17 protein-coding genes are annotated in these 15,474 nt (G+C 55.0%); 8 read left to right on the top strand and 9 right to left on the bottom strand.

Going from position 1 to position 15,474, the window contains the following annotated elements; all coding sequences use genetic code 11:
- Nucleotides 1-93 precede the first annotated feature (93 nt).
- On the top strand, nucleotides 94-1,182 hold the full coding sequence (locus tag AC2FLB_RS00765) for an SGNH/GDSL hydrolase family protein (RefSeq protein ID WP_496708440.1): 1,089 nt from the start codon (nucleotides 94-96) through the stop codon (nucleotides 1,180-1,182).
- A 102-nt stretch (nucleotides 1,183-1,284) separates the two neighbouring features.
- Here the strand turns inward: AC2FLB_RS00765 and rpsI are convergent, their stop codons facing one another.
- From rpsI to AC2FLB_RS00745, 4 genes are all read right to left on the bottom strand, one after another.
- Nucleotides 1,285-1,770: a 30S ribosomal protein S9 gene (rpsI, locus tag AC2FLB_RS00760; protein ID WP_271947073.1), complete on the bottom strand. Its 486-nt coding sequence runs from the start codon at nucleotides 1,768-1,770 to the stop codon at nucleotides 1,285-1,287.
- Between the two features lie 5 nt (nucleotides 1,771-1,775).
- Nucleotides 1,776-2,234 (bottom strand): 50S ribosomal protein L13, encoded by a 459-nt coding sequence (gene rplM, locus AC2FLB_RS00755; protein ID WP_113790645.1) that lies wholly within the window; start codon nucleotides 2,232-2,234, stop codon nucleotides 1,776-1,778.
- Between the two features lie 147 nt (nucleotides 2,235-2,381).
- On the bottom strand, nucleotides 2,382-2,912 hold the full coding sequence (locus tag AC2FLB_RS00750; protein WP_496708439.1) for a GNAT family N-acetyltransferase: 531 nt from the start codon (nucleotides 2,910-2,912) through the stop codon (nucleotides 2,382-2,384).
- A gap of 11 nt (nucleotides 2,913-2,923) precedes the next feature.
- Complete coding sequence (locus AC2FLB_RS00745; RefSeq protein ID WP_496700998.1) at nucleotides 2,924-4,327, bottom strand: aminotransferase-like domain-containing protein; 1,404 nt, start codon at nucleotides 4,325-4,327, stop codon at nucleotides 2,924-2,926.
- 99 nt (nucleotides 4,328-4,426) lie between these two features.
- Here AC2FLB_RS00745 and AC2FLB_RS00740 point away from each other — a divergent pair, with 99 nt between their 5' ends.
- Nucleotides 4,427-4,654, top strand: a complete 228-nt coding sequence (locus tag AC2FLB_RS00740) for a DUF1127 domain-containing protein (RefSeq protein ID WP_142633870.1) — start codon at nucleotides 4,427-4,429, stop codon at nucleotides 4,652-4,654.
- 59 nt (nucleotides 4,655-4,713) lie between these two features.
- Here AC2FLB_RS00740 and AC2FLB_RS00735 read toward each other — a convergent pair whose 3' ends face one another.
- Complete coding sequence (locus AC2FLB_RS00735; RefSeq protein WP_142633872.1) at nucleotides 4,714-5,157, bottom strand: PaaI family thioesterase; 444 nt, start codon at nucleotides 5,155-5,157, stop codon at nucleotides 4,714-4,716.
- A gap of 58 nt (nucleotides 5,158-5,215) precedes the next feature.
- Here AC2FLB_RS00735 and AC2FLB_RS00730 point away from each other — a divergent pair, with 58 nt between their 5' ends.
- The 4 genes from AC2FLB_RS00730 (at nucleotide 5,216) to gluQRS (ending at nucleotide 9,148) form a co-directional block, all read left to right on the top strand.
- On the top strand, nucleotides 5,216-6,001 hold the full coding sequence (locus tag AC2FLB_RS00730) for an enoyl-CoA hydratase (RefSeq protein ID WP_282021264.1): 786 nt from the start codon (nucleotides 5,216-5,218) through the stop codon (nucleotides 5,999-6,001).
- Nucleotides 6,002-6,262: 261 nt separating this feature from the next.
- Nucleotides 6,263-7,603 carry a methylenetetrahydrofolate--tRNA-(uracil(54)-C(5))-methyltransferase (FADH(2)-oxidizing) TrmFO gene (gene trmFO / locus AC2FLB_RS00725; protein ID WP_496708438.1) on the top strand — a complete coding sequence of 447 codons (1,341 nt, stop codon included), beginning with the start codon at nucleotides 6,263-6,265 and terminating at the stop codon, nucleotides 7,601-7,603.
- A gap of 37 nt (nucleotides 7,604-7,640) precedes the next feature.
- Nucleotides 7,641-8,261, top strand: a complete 621-nt coding sequence (locus tag AC2FLB_RS00720; protein WP_496708437.1) for a class I SAM-dependent DNA methyltransferase — start codon at nucleotides 7,641-7,643, stop codon at nucleotides 8,259-8,261.
- The gene (gene gluQRS, locus AC2FLB_RS00715) at nucleotides 8,252-9,148 is read left to right on the top strand and encodes a tRNA glutamyl-Q(34) synthetase GluQRS (RefSeq protein ID WP_496708436.1); all 897 of its coding nucleotides are present in this window, start codon (nucleotides 8,252-8,254) and stop codon (nucleotides 9,146-9,148) included. Before AC2FLB_RS00720 ends, gluQRS begins: the two co-directional genes overlap by 10 nt.
- 4 nt (nucleotides 9,149-9,152) lie before the next feature.
- Here gluQRS and hisI read toward each other — a convergent pair whose 3' ends face one another.
- Complete coding sequence (gene hisI, locus AC2FLB_RS00710; RefSeq protein ID WP_496691259.1) at nucleotides 9,153-9,542, bottom strand: phosphoribosyl-AMP cyclohydrolase; 390 nt, start codon at nucleotides 9,540-9,542, stop codon at nucleotides 9,153-9,155.
- Nucleotides 9,543-9,590: 48 nt separating this feature from the next.
- On the opposite strand from hisI, the gene AC2FLB_RS00705 reads away from it, so the two are divergent.
- On the top strand, nucleotides 9,591-10,043 hold the full coding sequence (locus AC2FLB_RS00705; RefSeq protein WP_281972123.1) for an iron-sulfur cluster assembly scaffold protein: 453 nt from the start codon (nucleotides 9,591-9,593) through the stop codon (nucleotides 10,041-10,043).
- 60 nt (nucleotides 10,044-10,103) lie between these two features.
- Entirely contained in the window at nucleotides 10,104-10,742 is a 639-nt protein-coding gene (locus AC2FLB_RS00700) for a MarC family protein (RefSeq protein WP_142633886.1), read from the top strand.
- Nucleotides 10,743-10,927: 185 nt separating this feature from the next.
- Here the strand turns inward: AC2FLB_RS00700 and AC2FLB_RS00695 are convergent, their stop codons facing one another.
- The 3 genes from AC2FLB_RS00695 to ligA all read right to left on the bottom strand — a co-directional run bounded on the left by AC2FLB_RS00695 (nucleotide 10,928) and on the right by ligA (nucleotide 15,377).
- Nucleotides 10,928-11,101, bottom strand: coding sequence for a hypothetical protein (locus AC2FLB_RS00695; protein WP_496676229.1), 174 nt, complete (start codon nucleotides 11,099-11,101; stop codon nucleotides 10,928-10,930).
- 62 nt (nucleotides 11,102-11,163) lie between these two features.
- Entirely contained in the window at nucleotides 11,164-13,254 is a 2,091-nt protein-coding gene (gene recG, locus AC2FLB_RS00690; protein WP_496708435.1) for an ATP-dependent DNA helicase RecG, read from the bottom strand.
- Nucleotides 13,251-15,377, bottom strand: a complete 2,127-nt coding sequence (ligA, locus tag AC2FLB_RS00685; protein ID WP_496708434.1) for an NAD-dependent DNA ligase LigA — start codon at nucleotides 15,375-15,377, stop codon at nucleotides 13,251-13,253. Before ligA ends, recG begins: the two co-directional genes overlap by 4 nt.
- Nucleotides 15,378-15,474 lie beyond the last annotated feature (97 nt).

Raw genomic sequence — 15,474 nt, 5'->3', positions numbered from 1 at the left:
CTCAACATTCAGAAATGTGTTTTGTGCGTCCTCGTCATTACCATGAAAACGGGACCAATTCAGTAAATGGTATTCTAGGTAGTTAGATAAAAAATGCGGTCAAAAATTCTGAACTTTCTGATCATCGTGATGATCTCTGCAACGCTTCTTGCTGGTGTGGAGCTGGGCATCCGTTGGCTGTCACCACAAGGCGTTCTGACAACATATCCAGAGGGTGGTCCACTTGGATTGAAGGACCCGGTCGTCGGGCATACGAACAGGCCAAACACCGTCGTCGCCATCAATGCACCAGAGTTCACGGTCGAGTATAAAGTCGACGAAAACGGGTTTCGTGAAACCCGCTTTCCGGCCAGTGCATTAGACGATGGAAAAACCATCAAGATCCTGTTGCTGGGAGATTCCTTTACCTTCGGCGCATCAAATGAGCTGGGCGATATCTGGCCAGAACTCTTGGCCCAGAAGTTCCTGGATCAAGGCATGCCTGTTCAGCTGATCAACGCAGGTGTTCCGGGATATAACACATCTCAACAGGCGCTGTATCTCGAGCGGTTAAGCGAAAAATATGACCCTGATATCGTGCTGGTGACCTTTCTTCCCAATGATATGTTCGCAAATGAGCCCATTCGGACCGTTGATGGCGTTGATGTCGCCTTTAGCGATGTCAGCTCGGTTGTAGGCTCGGGGAATATCAAGAAATCCTCGCTACACTCGGTTACGCTGTTAAAGCGAATGCTGATGGCGAACGATCAGACCTATACCCAACTGTACCTGATGACGCCGCGAAAGGCCTTTTTCACCACCCCGATGAGCGATCTGTTTCAAGCCAAAGTCGAGACGACAAAGCAGGTGTTTTCCCGCATGGCAGCCTTCACTCAGTCGCAGGGATCCGAGCTTGTGGTCGTGTCTGTCCCACAGTTGTTTCAGGTTCTTCAGGCCGCGAAAACATCTTCCGATCCCGAGGTTGACCCCGGCCTGCCCGACCGCCTGATGGAGGGGATGGTGGCCGAGCAAGGGTTTCAGTGGCACGAAGCGCTGCCCTACCTCGCTGAGGAATACAGCACCAAGGGTGAAGACCTGTATTTCAGATACGATGGCCATCTGAATGCGGACGGCAACAGGGTTCTGTCTGACTTCATGTTCCAGATTCTGGCCCCGCTGATCGAAACCAAAGCAGCTGGCTGAGTTCGACAACAGATTCGGTAAACTAAATCCCAATCAACAAAAGAAAAACGGCCGCAACATTGTGCGGCCGTTTGAAACAGTCTTGAAGGTTCGTGCCAGCGATTAACGCTTGGAGAACTGGAACGAACGACGCGCTTTGCGCTTACCGTATTTCTTACGTTCCACAACGCGGCTGTCGCGGGTCAGGAAGCCAGCGGCTTTCAGTGCGCCACGCAGCGACGGATCGTACAGTTGCAGCGCTTTCGACACGCCGTGCTTGACCGCACCGGCTTGACCGGTCAGGCCACCGCCTTTGACGGTTGCAACAACGTCGAACTCGCCTTCTACTCCGGCAACCTGGAAAGGCTGGCGCAGGATCAGCTGCAGAACGGGGCGTGCAAAATACACGTCCTGGTCTTTGCCGTTCACGGTGACCTTGCCGGAGCCCGGCTTGATCCAAACGCGGGCAACAGCGTCTTTACGCTTGCCGGTGGCATAGGCACGACCCAGTTCGTCGCGTACGGGTTCACGCACGATGACTTCTTCGGCCACAACTTCAACGCCTGCTACGGCGCTCAGCTCTTCGAGAGTATTGATCTGATCAGCCATGGTCATTAGCTCCGGGTGTTTTTCTTGTTCATGGATGCAACATCCAGAACTTCGGGCGCTTGCGCCTCATGGGGATGCTCGGCACCGGCATAAACACGCAGGTTGGTCATAACCTGACGCGATAGGCGGTTGCCCGGCAGCATGCGCTTGACCGCCTGGGTCACGACGCGCTCGGGGTATTTGCCCTCGAGGATCTGCTGCTTGGTGCGCGACTTGATGCCGCCCGGGTGGCCAGTGTGCCAGTAGAAGTTCTCTTCGCGCTTCTTGCCGGTCATCTGGATTTTGTCAGCGTTGATCACGATGACATTGTCGCCCATGTCCATGTTCGGGGTGAACGACGCTTTGTGCTTGCCACGCAGACGCATGGCGACGATCGAGGCAAGACGGCCCAGAACAACGCCCTCGGCGTCGATCAGGATCCATTTCTTGTCGATGTCTGCAGGTGTTGCAGAAAAGGTTTTCATGGCAGGATAGTCCTGTTTGATGTGAAAGACCGCCCCCATACGGAGCGGTCCGAATTCGATGGATGGGGTTTAAACCCACGCGAAAGGCGGGTCAATACACACAAATCAGTTTTAACTTAGCAAAAACAATGCATTACAAAATAGGTATTATTTTACCCCATGTTTTTGCCAATCTTTTTCCGTCAATACCCAACGCATCCACTGCCCAGCCCCGGTACCAAGAACAAGTTGCTGGGTATCAACGTACCGCGCCCCAAGTTTCGCGGTCCCTTTTTGTGATCGCAAGTTGGTTGGGTCGATATGAAACCAGACCTCATTCAGTTCGCCGAACACCCGATTTACCATCAGCGATTTGATCGCCCGATTGCTGGCTCCGCCCCAGTGATCACGGGTAATAAAGCTGTATCCGATGCCGATGCCCCCGGGAACTTCGGGAGGCTCATAATAGCGAGAGCACCCGATGACCCGGCCTGTCGCCTCTTCGCGTATTGTCACTGACCCACCTGCGCTCAACAGAAAATCGAAATAAGGGGCGAAAACCTCTTTCTGATGGCGGGATATGGCGGGATGCCCGGCCCAAATCAACGGATCGCTGGCTGCAAGGTGCAGGTCTTCGAAGTCACTTTTGAGCATAGGTGTGACGACAAATCCCCTGCCCCGCATTTCCCGAATATCCATTAAGCGTCCCCTTACACCGAAATCTGTTCGGGTGGATTATCCAGCAGACGCCTGAGACGCTGCATTGCGTCTTCGAATTGATCCAACGATACATGCCCATTCATGGCTATACGAACCGCATTGGGTGCGCGCCCGTCACGCAAAGCAAACTCATCGGCAGACCGCAGTTGAATTCCCTCTCGCTCGGCTGCGCGGCTGAACGCAGCTGCTCGCCAACCAGAAGGCAAGTTCAGCCAGACAAAAGGTACATCTGAGGCCCAGTTCAGGTCGAACCCACCCAGGGCGTTTACGGCCACGCGCACATATTCCCCCATCCGGGTCCGGACATCTTTTGCGATTTGGCGCGTCCGCGGATCAGACAACATCAGCCGCGCTAGTTCGGCAAGCGGCTGAGCAAGGCCAAAATAGCCATATTCCGCTGAACGGCGCAGATCAACGCTGCGCTCGCGCGGCGCTATGGCAAACCCGACACGCAGTGCGGGCGTCAAAATCTTCGAGATGGACGACACATGCCATCCCCTTTCCGGCGCCAGGGCGCGATAGCTGGGCGCTCTTGCATCACCCATGCGGTAGCAGTCGTCCTCGATTATCTGGACGCCGAACCGCCGCGCGATTTCCACAACTTCTTTGCGGCGTTCCAGTGGTGTATGTGAGCCGGTCGGATTTTGAACCTCGGGTGAGACACATATGGCCTGCGCCGCCGACTGGCGAAGGACATGCTCCATAGCGTTTGGATCCACGCCCCATTTGTCCATCTTTACGCCAATGACCTCTGCACGCATCAACTCACCGGCGCGTCGGAACCCCGCGTATGACAGATCCTCGACCAGAACGATCGGCTTTGGTCCGCGTAATATTGTCTGAAATACAAGGCAAAGGCCGTTTTGTCCGCCGTGGGTCAGAACGATATCGTCCTGCGAAATTGGTCCCAATGGCAAATCGGAAAGCCAATCTACAACAGCCTGTCGCATAGGTTTATACGCATCGCGGGTTGGATAGTTCATAAACAGGCGTGGATCGGATTGTGCCACTTTCTGCATACATTCGCGGATCAGGGCCACCTGCCCCATATCGGCAAGCCTCGGGCTGAACAGGCTGACATTGGCGTCATATTTGTCATCTCTGAGATGAAGTTGCCGAGCCCAGACATCATCGAGCAGAGGCGCCTTGGGCGGAGCCACAAATGTACCACGTCCTACTTCGGCACTGAGCAGACCTTCGTCTGTGAGTATCGTATAGGCGCGCGCAACGGTGCCCGGTGTGATTTGTAACCTATAGGCAAGTTCCCGCACCGGCGGCAGCTTTGTACCGACTTCCAAAATATTGTTATCTATAGCTTTTCGAATTGTATCGGCGACCAGTGTATATTTTGGCCCTTTGGATTTAGGCAGTGACTCTGGCCAAATTGTATCCATTACAATTCTTCCTTTGATTGCAGCACAATTCTGAATGTATCAAGTGTTCATACCGAACATATTACGTTTGTGTCAATACAATTTGAAAGGAACCCGAAGATGACACGCGCAATGCACAACCCCGCCCTGATAGCGCTTAACGACAGCCCCCGGCTGCCGCTGATTGCCGCACTGGCCGTGCGGTTTGCGGCGACGGTCACAAAATGGGAGCGGCAACGCCGCAGCCGAATTAACTTGTCCAATCTCGATGACAGGCTGCTGAAGGATGTGGGCCTGACTAATTATCAGGCCAGACGAGAGATCGAACGCCCTTTTTGGCAGGGCTAGGTAATCCCCAGTCCCTATATGGGACCTCTTCCTTGGCCGGGTTTATCCCGGCCATTTTTTCACCCAAAAGCTGCCGCAGCTGACCCCTCTGGTGGTAAAGAATAGGTCATCGTTGCGCGAGCGACGGGTTTGTCTGACCCTTCCGAAAATATTAGAACGTCACCTACGGCAAGGGTTTTTCCTAGCTTCAGCAAGGTGCAGCGCGCAATCAAATCTGCATTTCCATCCGGTTTACGCATGAAGTCCATTGAACAACCGGTTGTCACGGCCAGAGATTGCTGGCCCCTGCGCGCCAGGATCAGTGCGTAAACGCTTACATCAGCTAATCCAAACATAGACGGCCCCGAGACAGTCCCACCGGGGCGCAAATGACGATCGCCAACGGCAAGTCTCATGACGATGGACTCTTCGGTCAGATCCTGGACCGAATAGTCCTGACTGACCTGGGGGAAGATTTGGCTCATATAATCCTCCAGTTCCTCCCGATTCATTGCCAATGACATACTTCCCCTCCTGGATTTGCCGACCTAGAGTTGGCCTCACATCAGATCGGAGGGCAAGATGGGAATTCTGGAACGAAATGACGCAGACGCCGTGGCTAGGCTTACAATGAATGCGCCAGACCGACTCAATGCCCTAAGTGACGAAATGCTGGCTGCGCTACAGACTGAACTTGATGCCCTGCGCGAAGACAGTTCCATCCGGGCGGTGATCCTTTCTGGTAAAGGCAAAGCTTTTTGTGCGGGTCATGATCTGAAACAGATGACAGCTGGGCGCCAATCTGAAGACGGCGGCAAAGCCTATTTTCAGGACCTTTTCAATCGCTGTGCGAAAATGATGCTTTCAATTCAGTCGCTTCCGCAGCCGGTTATTGCCCAGGTGCACGGCATTGCTACGGCGGCCGGATGCCAGTTGGTTGCAACCTGCGATCTTGCTGTAGCTGCTGAAGGGACGCGGTTTGGCGTAAACGGTGTGAATATCGGGCTGTTCTGTTCGACCCCAATGGTTGCTCTTAGCCGAAACATTCCACGCAAACACGCCTTCGAGATGTTGACGACCGGGGATTTCATTCCGGCGTCACGAGCTGCTGAGCTGGGTCTTGTCAATCGCGTGGTGCCAGAAATGCTGTTGGAGCATGAGGCTGTTTCACTGGCCGAGCAGCTTGCCTCCAAACTGGGATCTGCCGTGAAAGTCGGAAAACAGGCCTTCTACCGCCAGTTGGATATGCCATTGGATCAGGCCTATTCCTATACCGGCGAGGTAATGGCTCAGAATATGATGCATCGGGATACCGAAGAAGGAATATCTGCATTTATCGGAAAAAGAGATCCAAATTGGAGCCAATAAGGAATTTGTCATGCATATTTTTCCGCAATGTCGCCATTTTTGGACTTTTCAAATGGGCGTTACTGTGGCAATGCTGAGACGAGGCTAAGGCCTTGAACACTTTTTGGGTCGCCGTGGGCGGAAGGTCCCTCCGAGCTGGTTTCTCTCACTGGCGCAGACATTCCCGCATCGGCGACCCCAAAAATCCCTTGAAAACATGATTTCCCGTGCGCCATCGCTGCTGTGTTGCGTTGCGATCTTCTGTGCCCTATGTGGCAGCTTATGACACAGAAATTGCATATCGTGGGCGGCGGCATGGCCGGGTCCGAGGCTGCCTGGCAGGCGGCGGAAATGGGCGTCGAGGTCGTGATTCACGAAATGCGCCCAAAAGTCGGAACTTTTGCGCATCAGACCGGCAACTTGGCCGAGATGGTCTGCTCGAACTCATTCCGGTCGGATGATGACGAACAGAACGCCGTTGGACTGCTGCATTGGGAAATGCGCGAGGCCGAAGGGTTGATCTTGAAAACGGCAGATGCGCACCGACTGCCGGCCGGGGGCGCATTGGCTGTGGATCGCGATCCGTTTGCTGAATCTGTGACGGCCAGGTTAAAGGCTCACCCCCTTGTCGAAATCACTGGAGAAGAAGTGACCGCCCTGCCCGATGACGGCCAATGGATTTTCGCCACCGGCCCACTGACGTCTGCTGGATTGGGAGAAGCAATCCGCGCGGAAACCGGCGCCGAGTCGTTGGCGTTCTTTGATGCCATTGCACCAATCGTCTATGCAGACAGCATCGACATGAGCAAAGCTTGGATGCAATCTCGGTATGACAAGGGTGAGACCGAAGAAGAACGCACCGCTTACCTGAATTGTCCGATGGACCGAGAACAGTACGACGCCTTCATCGACGCTCTGCTGGCCGCGGACAAGACCGAGTTCCATGAAGGAGAGACCGCAGGCTATTTCGATGGTTGTCTTCCGATAGAGGTTATGTCCGAGCGGGGTCGTGAAACGTTGCGCCACGGACCGATGAAGCCGGTCGGCCTGACGAACCCGCATCAGCCCGAGGTAAAGCCCCATGCGGTGGTTCAACTGCGCCGGGATAACGCGCTAGGAACATTGTTCAACATTGTCGGCTTTCAGACCAAGATGAAATACGGAGCCCAAACCGATGTGTTCCGCATGATTCCGGGGTTGGAGAATGCCAGTTTTGCGCGGCTGGGCGGTATTCATCGCAATACGTTCATCAATTCTCCGACTTTGCTGGATTCCCAGATGCGACTGAAATCAAAGCCCAATATCAGGTTCGCTGGTCAGATTACCGGTGTCGAAGGTTATGTGGAAAGCGCCGCGATGGGTCTTTTGGCCGGACGTCTGGCTGCTGCCAAGATGTTGGGCCGTACCGTTCCCGAAGTTCCGCAGGACAGTGCCATGGGCGCTTTGATCCACCACATCACTGGCGGTGCCGAGGCAAAGACATTCCAGCCTATGAACGTGAATTTCGGTCTATTCCGTCCTGTCGATGGGTTAAAAGGCGGTCGGCGTGGCAGAAAAGACCGCTACAAGGCCTATACTGACCGGGCCAAGGAAGAATGGACCAAGTGGTTGGCGCATTGGTGACTGGACGGGTCCGGCCCCGACGTCCTAACATATCGGTATGAGCGATAAATTCCTAAAGGATGTCTATGGGCTGGATTCGCCTCAGGCGACCGAAGCACATTATCAAAAATGGGCCTCGTCTTATGACGATGAGGTTGGGTCAAACGGTTATGCGACCCCGGGACGTATCGCCCGGGCTCTCTGGTCGCAACTGCCCGAGCCCAAAACCCCAATTCTGGACTATGGCTGCGGTACCGGCCTGTCAGGTGTCGCGCTGAACGCGGTCGGGTTTGAGGTCGTCGATGGAATAGACCCCACCCCGCAGATGTTAGAGGGCGCTCTGGCAAAGGGGGTTTATCGCAACCTGATCAGCTTTGACATCGCAGATCCCAGCCCGCTGCAGTCTGGCGCGTATAAGGTCATCACCGCAATCGGGGTCATCGGCGTGGGTGCCGCACCACCTGAGACTTTGGATATGCTCATCAACGCGTTACCGTCAGGCGGCCTTATTGCTTTTTCTTTTAATGATCATACGCTTGAAGATCACAGCTATACCGTTCGCCTAAGTGAGTGGCTGGATATGGGCGCAGCACGATTGCTGTTCCGGGAATATGGCCCGCACCTTCCCGGAATGGACATGAAGTCTGACATCTATATTGTTGAAAAAGTGTGGCTTTAGTAACAAGATTTGCCCCTTCGCCGACAGGACCACTGCATCTGGGCCACGCGTATTCGGCGATTTTGGCTCATGATTTTGCAAAGTCGAAGGATGGCCAGTTTTTGCTGAGGATCGAGGATATCGACCGCTCACGCTCGCGTCCAGAATGGGAAACTCAGATTTACGATGATTTGCGCTGGCTTCGCCTGTCGTGGCCGGAACCGGTGCTCTGCCAATCCACGCGAGCTGCCGCCTATGATGCCGTGCTGGATAATCTGTGGTCGCGAGGGTTGCTGTACCCCTGCACCTGCAATCGAAAAGACATCGCTAACGCAGCCAGCGCCCCTCAGGAAGGGGCCCCGCTTCATGGACCAGATGGGCTTATCTATCCGGGGACCTGTCGTGTACGCTGGGAACAGCTGGGTTCAACGGAGCAACCGCGCCCTCTGGATGTTCCGTTGCGATTGGATATGGCGGCAGCTGTAGAACAAGCTAAAAGTCTGTTTCAGAACGATAATAACACCGCATCGTTTCAAGAGATCGGAGAAGGCCCGAGCGCGGAATCCGGTAAAGTCCGGTTCACCCAGGCCGAGATGTTGGACACGATCGGGGATGTCGTTCTGTCGCGTCGGGATATGGGGACGTCATATCATCTGTCGGTCGTTCTGGATGACGCTGCACAAAAAGTTACGCATGTGGTTCGCGGTCAGGATCTGTTCGAAGCCACACGTATCCACGTTCTGCTGCAGGCGTTGTTGAAGTTGCCGACACCCATCTACCTGCATCACTGCCTGATACGCGATCAGGCCGGCAAACGGCTGGCTAAACGCGACGATGCGCGAGCCATTGCCAAGTTCCGCGACGAAGGGGCGACGCCCGAAGATATTCGGGCGATGGTGGGGCTTTGACCGATCAAGCCATAGGGGTCATGATTTCGACCTCGTCCCCGTCTCTGACCGCTGTGTAAAAGCACGACCGACGGTTGGTGTGGCAGGCCGGGCCGGTCTGGCGCACAAGGACAAGCAGGCAATCCCGGTCGCAATCCACGCGGAGATCAACCAATTCCTGCACATGGCCCGAGCTTTCACCCTTGATCCAGAATGACTGGCGCGAGCGGGACCAATAGGTAACGCGTCTGGTTTCGAGCGTCTTTTCAATGGCGCTCTGGTTCATCCAGGCCATCATCAATACCTCGCCCGTATTTTCGTCCTGAGCGATGGCTGGAATCAGCCCAGCCTCGTTGAATTTCAAACTCGATGCATCGAACGCGACTGAGGAAGACATGACAAAAACCTTTTGCATCCCGGTGGATGGCCACTATGTATTGGGAACATTCAACGAGGGAAAGCCATGTCCGGCGAGAATGACCTGATAAAGCTATACTCTGGCCGAATTCTGGCCCTTGCTGCTGACATCCCACACCTATGCCGGCTTGATGATGCTGACGCTACGGTGAAAAAACGCTCGCCCCTATGCGGGTCGACCATCACGGTTGATGTCAAAGTTCAGGATGGCAGAATTTCAGAGTTCGGTCAGGACGTGAAAGCCTGCGCTTTGGGACAGGCCTCCGCTTCGGTTGTTGGCGGGGCAATCGTCGGAACAACGCGTGCTCAGGTCGAAAAGGCGCGCGAGCAACTGTCCGCCATGCTGAAAAAGGATGGATCGGCACCCGAGGCCCCATTTGATGGGCTAGAGGTTTTGATGCCCGCACGGGAATATAAGAACCGTCATGCCTCGATCCTGCTGGTTCTTGATGCAACCGCAGAGGCATTTGAACAGGCGGAACGTGCAAATTGCGCCTAAACATGGTTTTGACGGGCGAAACGTTATAGCCTTTCGGAATAAACGAAGGGAATTCCAGTTTTGAACGGTTTACTTGAGCATTTTGTCACGCTTTGGGTTGTTATTGATCCGATTGGAACAATCCCGGTCTTCATCGCTGTTACCGCAGGGCTTGGGGCCGCCGCACGCCGTAAGATGGCGCTTGTGGCCTCGCTTATAAGCGCCGGGATTCTATTGTTTTTCCTGGTCTTCGGGCAACTGCTGATCGAGGCGCTGGATATCGGCCTGAACTCTTTTCAAGTCGCTGGCGGCATTATCCTTTTCCTGTTCGCGCTGACCATGATTTTTGGCGAGCCCAAACAGGAAGTCGAGCAGCGCGCTGCTGAGGACGACATCAAAGACGAACTCCACAAACACAACCCAGCGATCTTTCCTCTTGCCGTCCCCTCGCTTGCCTCACCAGGTGCGATGCTGGCCATCGTCATCTTGACCGATAACAACAGGTACAGTGTTGCTGATCAGGGGATCACTGCTTTGGTCATGCTGTCGGTTGTTGCGATTGCCTTTGTCCTGATGTTGCTGGCCGAACCGATCATTCGGCTGATCGGCCATTCAGGCGCCGCGATCATCAGCCGTGTCATGGGGATGATCCTGGCATCGGTCGCAGTAAACTCGGTTCTGTCGGCGTTGTTGGAAATTATGAAAACCGGCCAGCTTTAAAAAAACCGCCGCTCCTTTCGGGCGGAAAGGGCGGCGGCAGGTAATGCGTTTCTCATGTGGGGTCCGGATATCCGCGCGGGGCCGAGGCATGGCCCTTCAAGGGTATTGGGACAGGCAGGTCACCCTTGATTGAAATGGGGATGACAAGCGCGGCGTGATCGGCACGAGATCGCAGGCAGAAAGACTTAATACGTTCCGGGAAGATGAAGTGCGACCATAAGTATGACCACCAGTGCAACCGCACCTGCTGCGTCCTGCAGCAGCGTCGACTGGGAACGACTTAGGGTGGTCTTGATCTGGGTCAGCATATGGGTACCTCCGGTCAGGGTTTTAATCCTTTGTTGACCTTTTGTTCTCATATTTTGATGTCCTGGTAAAGAACTTTTTGAGAACATTTGTGAACTAATGTTCCTCTTTTCGTCTAACCAACTGATATCAAACGGATTGCCTGATCCTGTTTCATCAGCCACAAAAGAACACGAGCCGCCTTGCCCCTTTGCGTTTCAAGTTTGGCGTCCACGCCCAGCAGAGCCCTTGCGTCAGACTGCGCAACGGCCATCAAACCGGCCTGCCTTTCCAAATCGGCGATACGGAACTTCGGCAGACCTGACTGCGCGGTACCGATCAGATCGCCCGCTCCACGCATTTGCAGATCCGTCTCTGAGATTCTGAACCCGTCTTCTGTTTCGCGCAGAACTTCCAGCCTTTTGCGCCCCCCTTCGCCGAGGGGTGGCTGATACATCAGCAGACATGTCGATTCTGCCTCGCCTCGCCCAACACGACCGCGAAGCTGATGCAGCTGCGCCAGGCCAAAAATCTCGGCCCTTTCGATGACCATGATCGAGGCATTTGGAACATTCACGCCAACCTCGATTACCGTGGTCGCCACCAGAACTTTGGTTTGCCCCTGCTGAAATGCCTTCATCGCTGCGTCTTTGTCGGCGGGCGGCATTTGGCCGTGAACCAGCCCCACTATCCCGTCCCCCAAAATGGCACGCAGCCTTTTGAACCGTTCCTCGGCAGCGGTCAGATCCGATACTTCGGATTCATCGACAAGCGGGCAGACCCAATAGCATTGGCGGCCCTCAGCAATAGCTTTTTGCAGATGCGAGACAACTTCTTGAATCCGTTCAGTGCTCACAACCGCTGTTTTGACAGGTTTTCGCCCCGGCGGCTTTTCATCAAGCACGGACACGTCCATGTCACCGTATTGAGTCAGGGCAAGACTGCGTGGAATAGGCGTTGCTGTCATGACCAAAACGTCCGCCCCCCTGCCTTTTTCCGACAGCTCCATGCGTTGACGGACCCCAAATCGGTGCTGTTCGTCGACGATTGCCAGCCGTAATTCCTGAAACGCGACATCGCTTTGAAATACGGCGTGAGTGCCCACCAGAATGTGAATATCCCCCCGTTGAAGCGCCAACAGCTTGGCACGCCGATCCGCCCCCTTGTCGCGACCGGTCAGGATTTCCAGAACCACGCCCGCCTCTTCGGCGAGGGGGCGCAACCCTTCCAGATGCTGCTGAGCGAGTATCTCGGTTGGGGCCATCATGACGCCCTGCCCGCCCGCCTCGACCGCGACCAGCAGTGCCATGAACGCAACCAGAGTCTTGCCGGACCCAACATCCCCCTGAAGCAATCTGTTCATGCGCGTATCGGAGGCCATATCCCCTGCGATCTCTTGAATAGCGCGCTGTTGGGCGTTGGTGGGCTTGTATGGCAGGTTCGACAACACACGGGATTGCAGCTTGCCCGTACCAGCGCTGGCGACCCCCTTGACCCTGCGCTCTCTTTGGCGGGCCAATGCCAACGTCAGTTGATGCGCGAACAGCTCATCATAGGCCAAACGCTCATGCGCTGGAGAAAAAGACGCTACATCATCCGCACCCTGCGGATTATGCGCTGCTTGTACAGCGCTCAACCAGTCTGGCCAGTTCTCTTTTGCGACCTGCGCGGGATCAATCCATTCCGTCAATTCCGGCGAGAGTGCAACCGCGCTACGCGCGGCCTTGAAGGCAGTTTTCTGGGTCAGCCCCTGGGTCAAATGATAGACAGGCTCAAACTCAGGGATATCCTTTGCATCCGCAGGCGGCAGCATGTGATCCGGGTGGACCATCTGAGCGATCCCGTCGAAAAGCTCGATCTTGCCAGAAATCACCCTGCGCGCGCCCTGAGGGAGCACTTTTTGCAAGTAATCGCCGCGGGCATGAAAGAACACCAACTGAAATTCAGTCTGGCTGTCTTCAACATGGACACGGTACGCACCGCCCTTGTTTCTAGGGGGGCGATGGATGCCAACGGTGACTTCTACGGTCAGCGTCGAGGGCAAATCGACGCCTTGAATGGTATCGCGCCTGCGCCGATCAATCACCGCATAAGGCAGCCCGAACAAGACGTCGCGCGGGGTCTCGACACCTGACTGCGCCAAGACCTGAGCCGTTTTCGGCCCCACGCCGTCAAGCGTTTCCAGCCGCGAAAACAGCGGGAACAGAGATTCGGGCCGACCACTCATTTGCCGTCGATCAGCTGCAACCAGCCATCTTCGTCGAGCGTCTCAATACCAAGTTCAGCCGCCTTTTTCGCCTTTGATCCAGCACCCGGTCCTGCAACCAAAAGATCGGTTTTATTGCTGACCGATCCCGACACTTTGGCGCCCAATGCCTCGGCACGAGCCTTGGCCTCGGCGCGGGTCATCTTTTCAAGCGATCCCGTAAAAACCACGGTCTTTCCCGCAACGGGGCTACCCGAGGTATCGGGCCGTTTCGCGTCTTGGACATCAAGCTGAGCCACAAGATCGTCGATGCTCTGCCGTTCGGCAGGTTGGGCGAAGGCTGAAACCAATGCGCGGGCCATAACCTCACCAACACCGTCAACGTTCAGCAGCTCATCCCATTCTGACCCGGTCTGACTATGCGCTATGGTAACCGCTTTTTCCAGCTCATCCCATGATCCGTAATGCGTTGCGATTAGGTTCGACGCTGCCTCGCCGACATGTCGAATGCCCAGTGCAAACAGCAACCGACCCAGTGGAATAACTCGTTTTTCATCAATCGCTTGCCACAGATTGGTGGCGCTCTGCGCCCCCCATCCCTTGCGATTAGCCAGCCTGTTCAGGTTTGCACTATCTCGTTGTTTCAGAGTAAAAATGTCAGCCGGGGTCCGAACTGGCAGATCGGGATCATCATAGAACATCTCAATCTGCTTTGCTCCAAACCCTTCGATATCAAACGCCTTGCGTGAGACGAAATGCTTCAATTTCTCAACGGCTTGCGCAGGGCAGATAACGCCGCCGGTACAGCGACGGACCGCGTCACCTTCCTCGCGGATCGCATCGCTGTGACATTCAGGGCATTTTTCCGGGAAGATAAACTTTTCGGCATCATCCGGGCGTTTCGAAATGTCGACATCGGCAACCTTCGGGATCACATCGCCGGCGCGATAAACCTGAACCCAGTCGCCGATCCGAATGTCTTTGCCTTCGCGTATCTCGCCGCCTTTTGCGTCTTTACCAGAAATGTAATCTTCGTTGTGCAACGTTGCGTTCGACACGACCACACCGCCGACAGTAACCGGGTGCAGCCTGGCCACCGGGCTCAGCGCGCCGGTGCGGCCAACCTGAATGTCGATCGCTTCAAGACGGGTCCAGGCAAGCTCGGCCGGAAATTTATGCGCAATTGCCCAACGTGGTGTGCTGGACCGGAACCCAAGCCGTGATTGCAGCGCAAGATCGTTTACCTTGTAGACCACACCATCAATGTCATATCCAAGCGTCGCGCGCTGCAGCTCGATGCTGCGATAGTGATCCAGAATCTGCTTTGTATCCGCGCATAAACGGGTTAGCGGGTTGGTTGAAAATCCGAATTCCTTCAGGCGCTGTATGGCTTCGTATTGGGTGCTTGCCAGAGGCTCAGACAGCTCCCCCCAGGCATAAGCAAAAAACTTGAGGGGACGAGAACGGGTAATTGCGGAATCCAACTGACGAAGGGATCCTGCGGCAGCATTTCGCGGGTTGGCGAAGGTTTTTTCGCCTTTCTTGGACTGGCTCTCATTTAGACGATCAAAGTCGTCGTGAGACATATAGACCTCGCCGCGAACCTCAAGGATGTCTGGTGCGCCGGTGATTACCTGTGGAATATCCGATATGGTTAGCGCATTTGCGGTAACATTTTCCCCGACTTCTCCGTCTCCCCGCGTGGCCGCCTGGACAAGCCTACCCCTCTCATACCGAAGCGAAAGGGAGAGACCGTCGATCTTGGGCTCAGCCGTATAGCTCAAACTCGTCTCGTCATCCAACCCTAGGTATTTTCGGACGGACCGATCGAAATCAGAGACGTCTTCGTCTTGAAAAGCGTTGCCCAAAGACAGCATGCGCACGGCATGTGAAATCTTGGAGAACCCATCGGCGGGGCGGGCACCAACGATATCCGATGGGCTGTCAGATCGCTTGAGTTGCGGAAATCGCGACTCGATTTCTGAGTTTCTGAGTTTCAGCGCATCATAGTCGGCATCAGAAATCTCAGGCGCGTCTTTCTGATGATACAATGCGTTCGCATGATGTAAAAGCCCAGCCAGCCGCGCCAGTTCATTGCGTGCCTGATCTTCCGTCAGGTCTGATACAGAAATGGAATTGCTCATGCCCTTGCCCCGTCAACTGTTCTTGGAGTTCAGTGATAGGGCGAGGGCATGGCTAGGTCCAGACGTGCTGTTCAGTGAGCGAGGGTGTCGCCCCGGA

Source organism: Ruegeria sp. CDSA236, assembly GCF_059611285.1.
The sequence above is the reverse complement of the archived record's forward strand: the minus strand, read 5'-3'. Positions and strand labels throughout refer to the sequence as shown.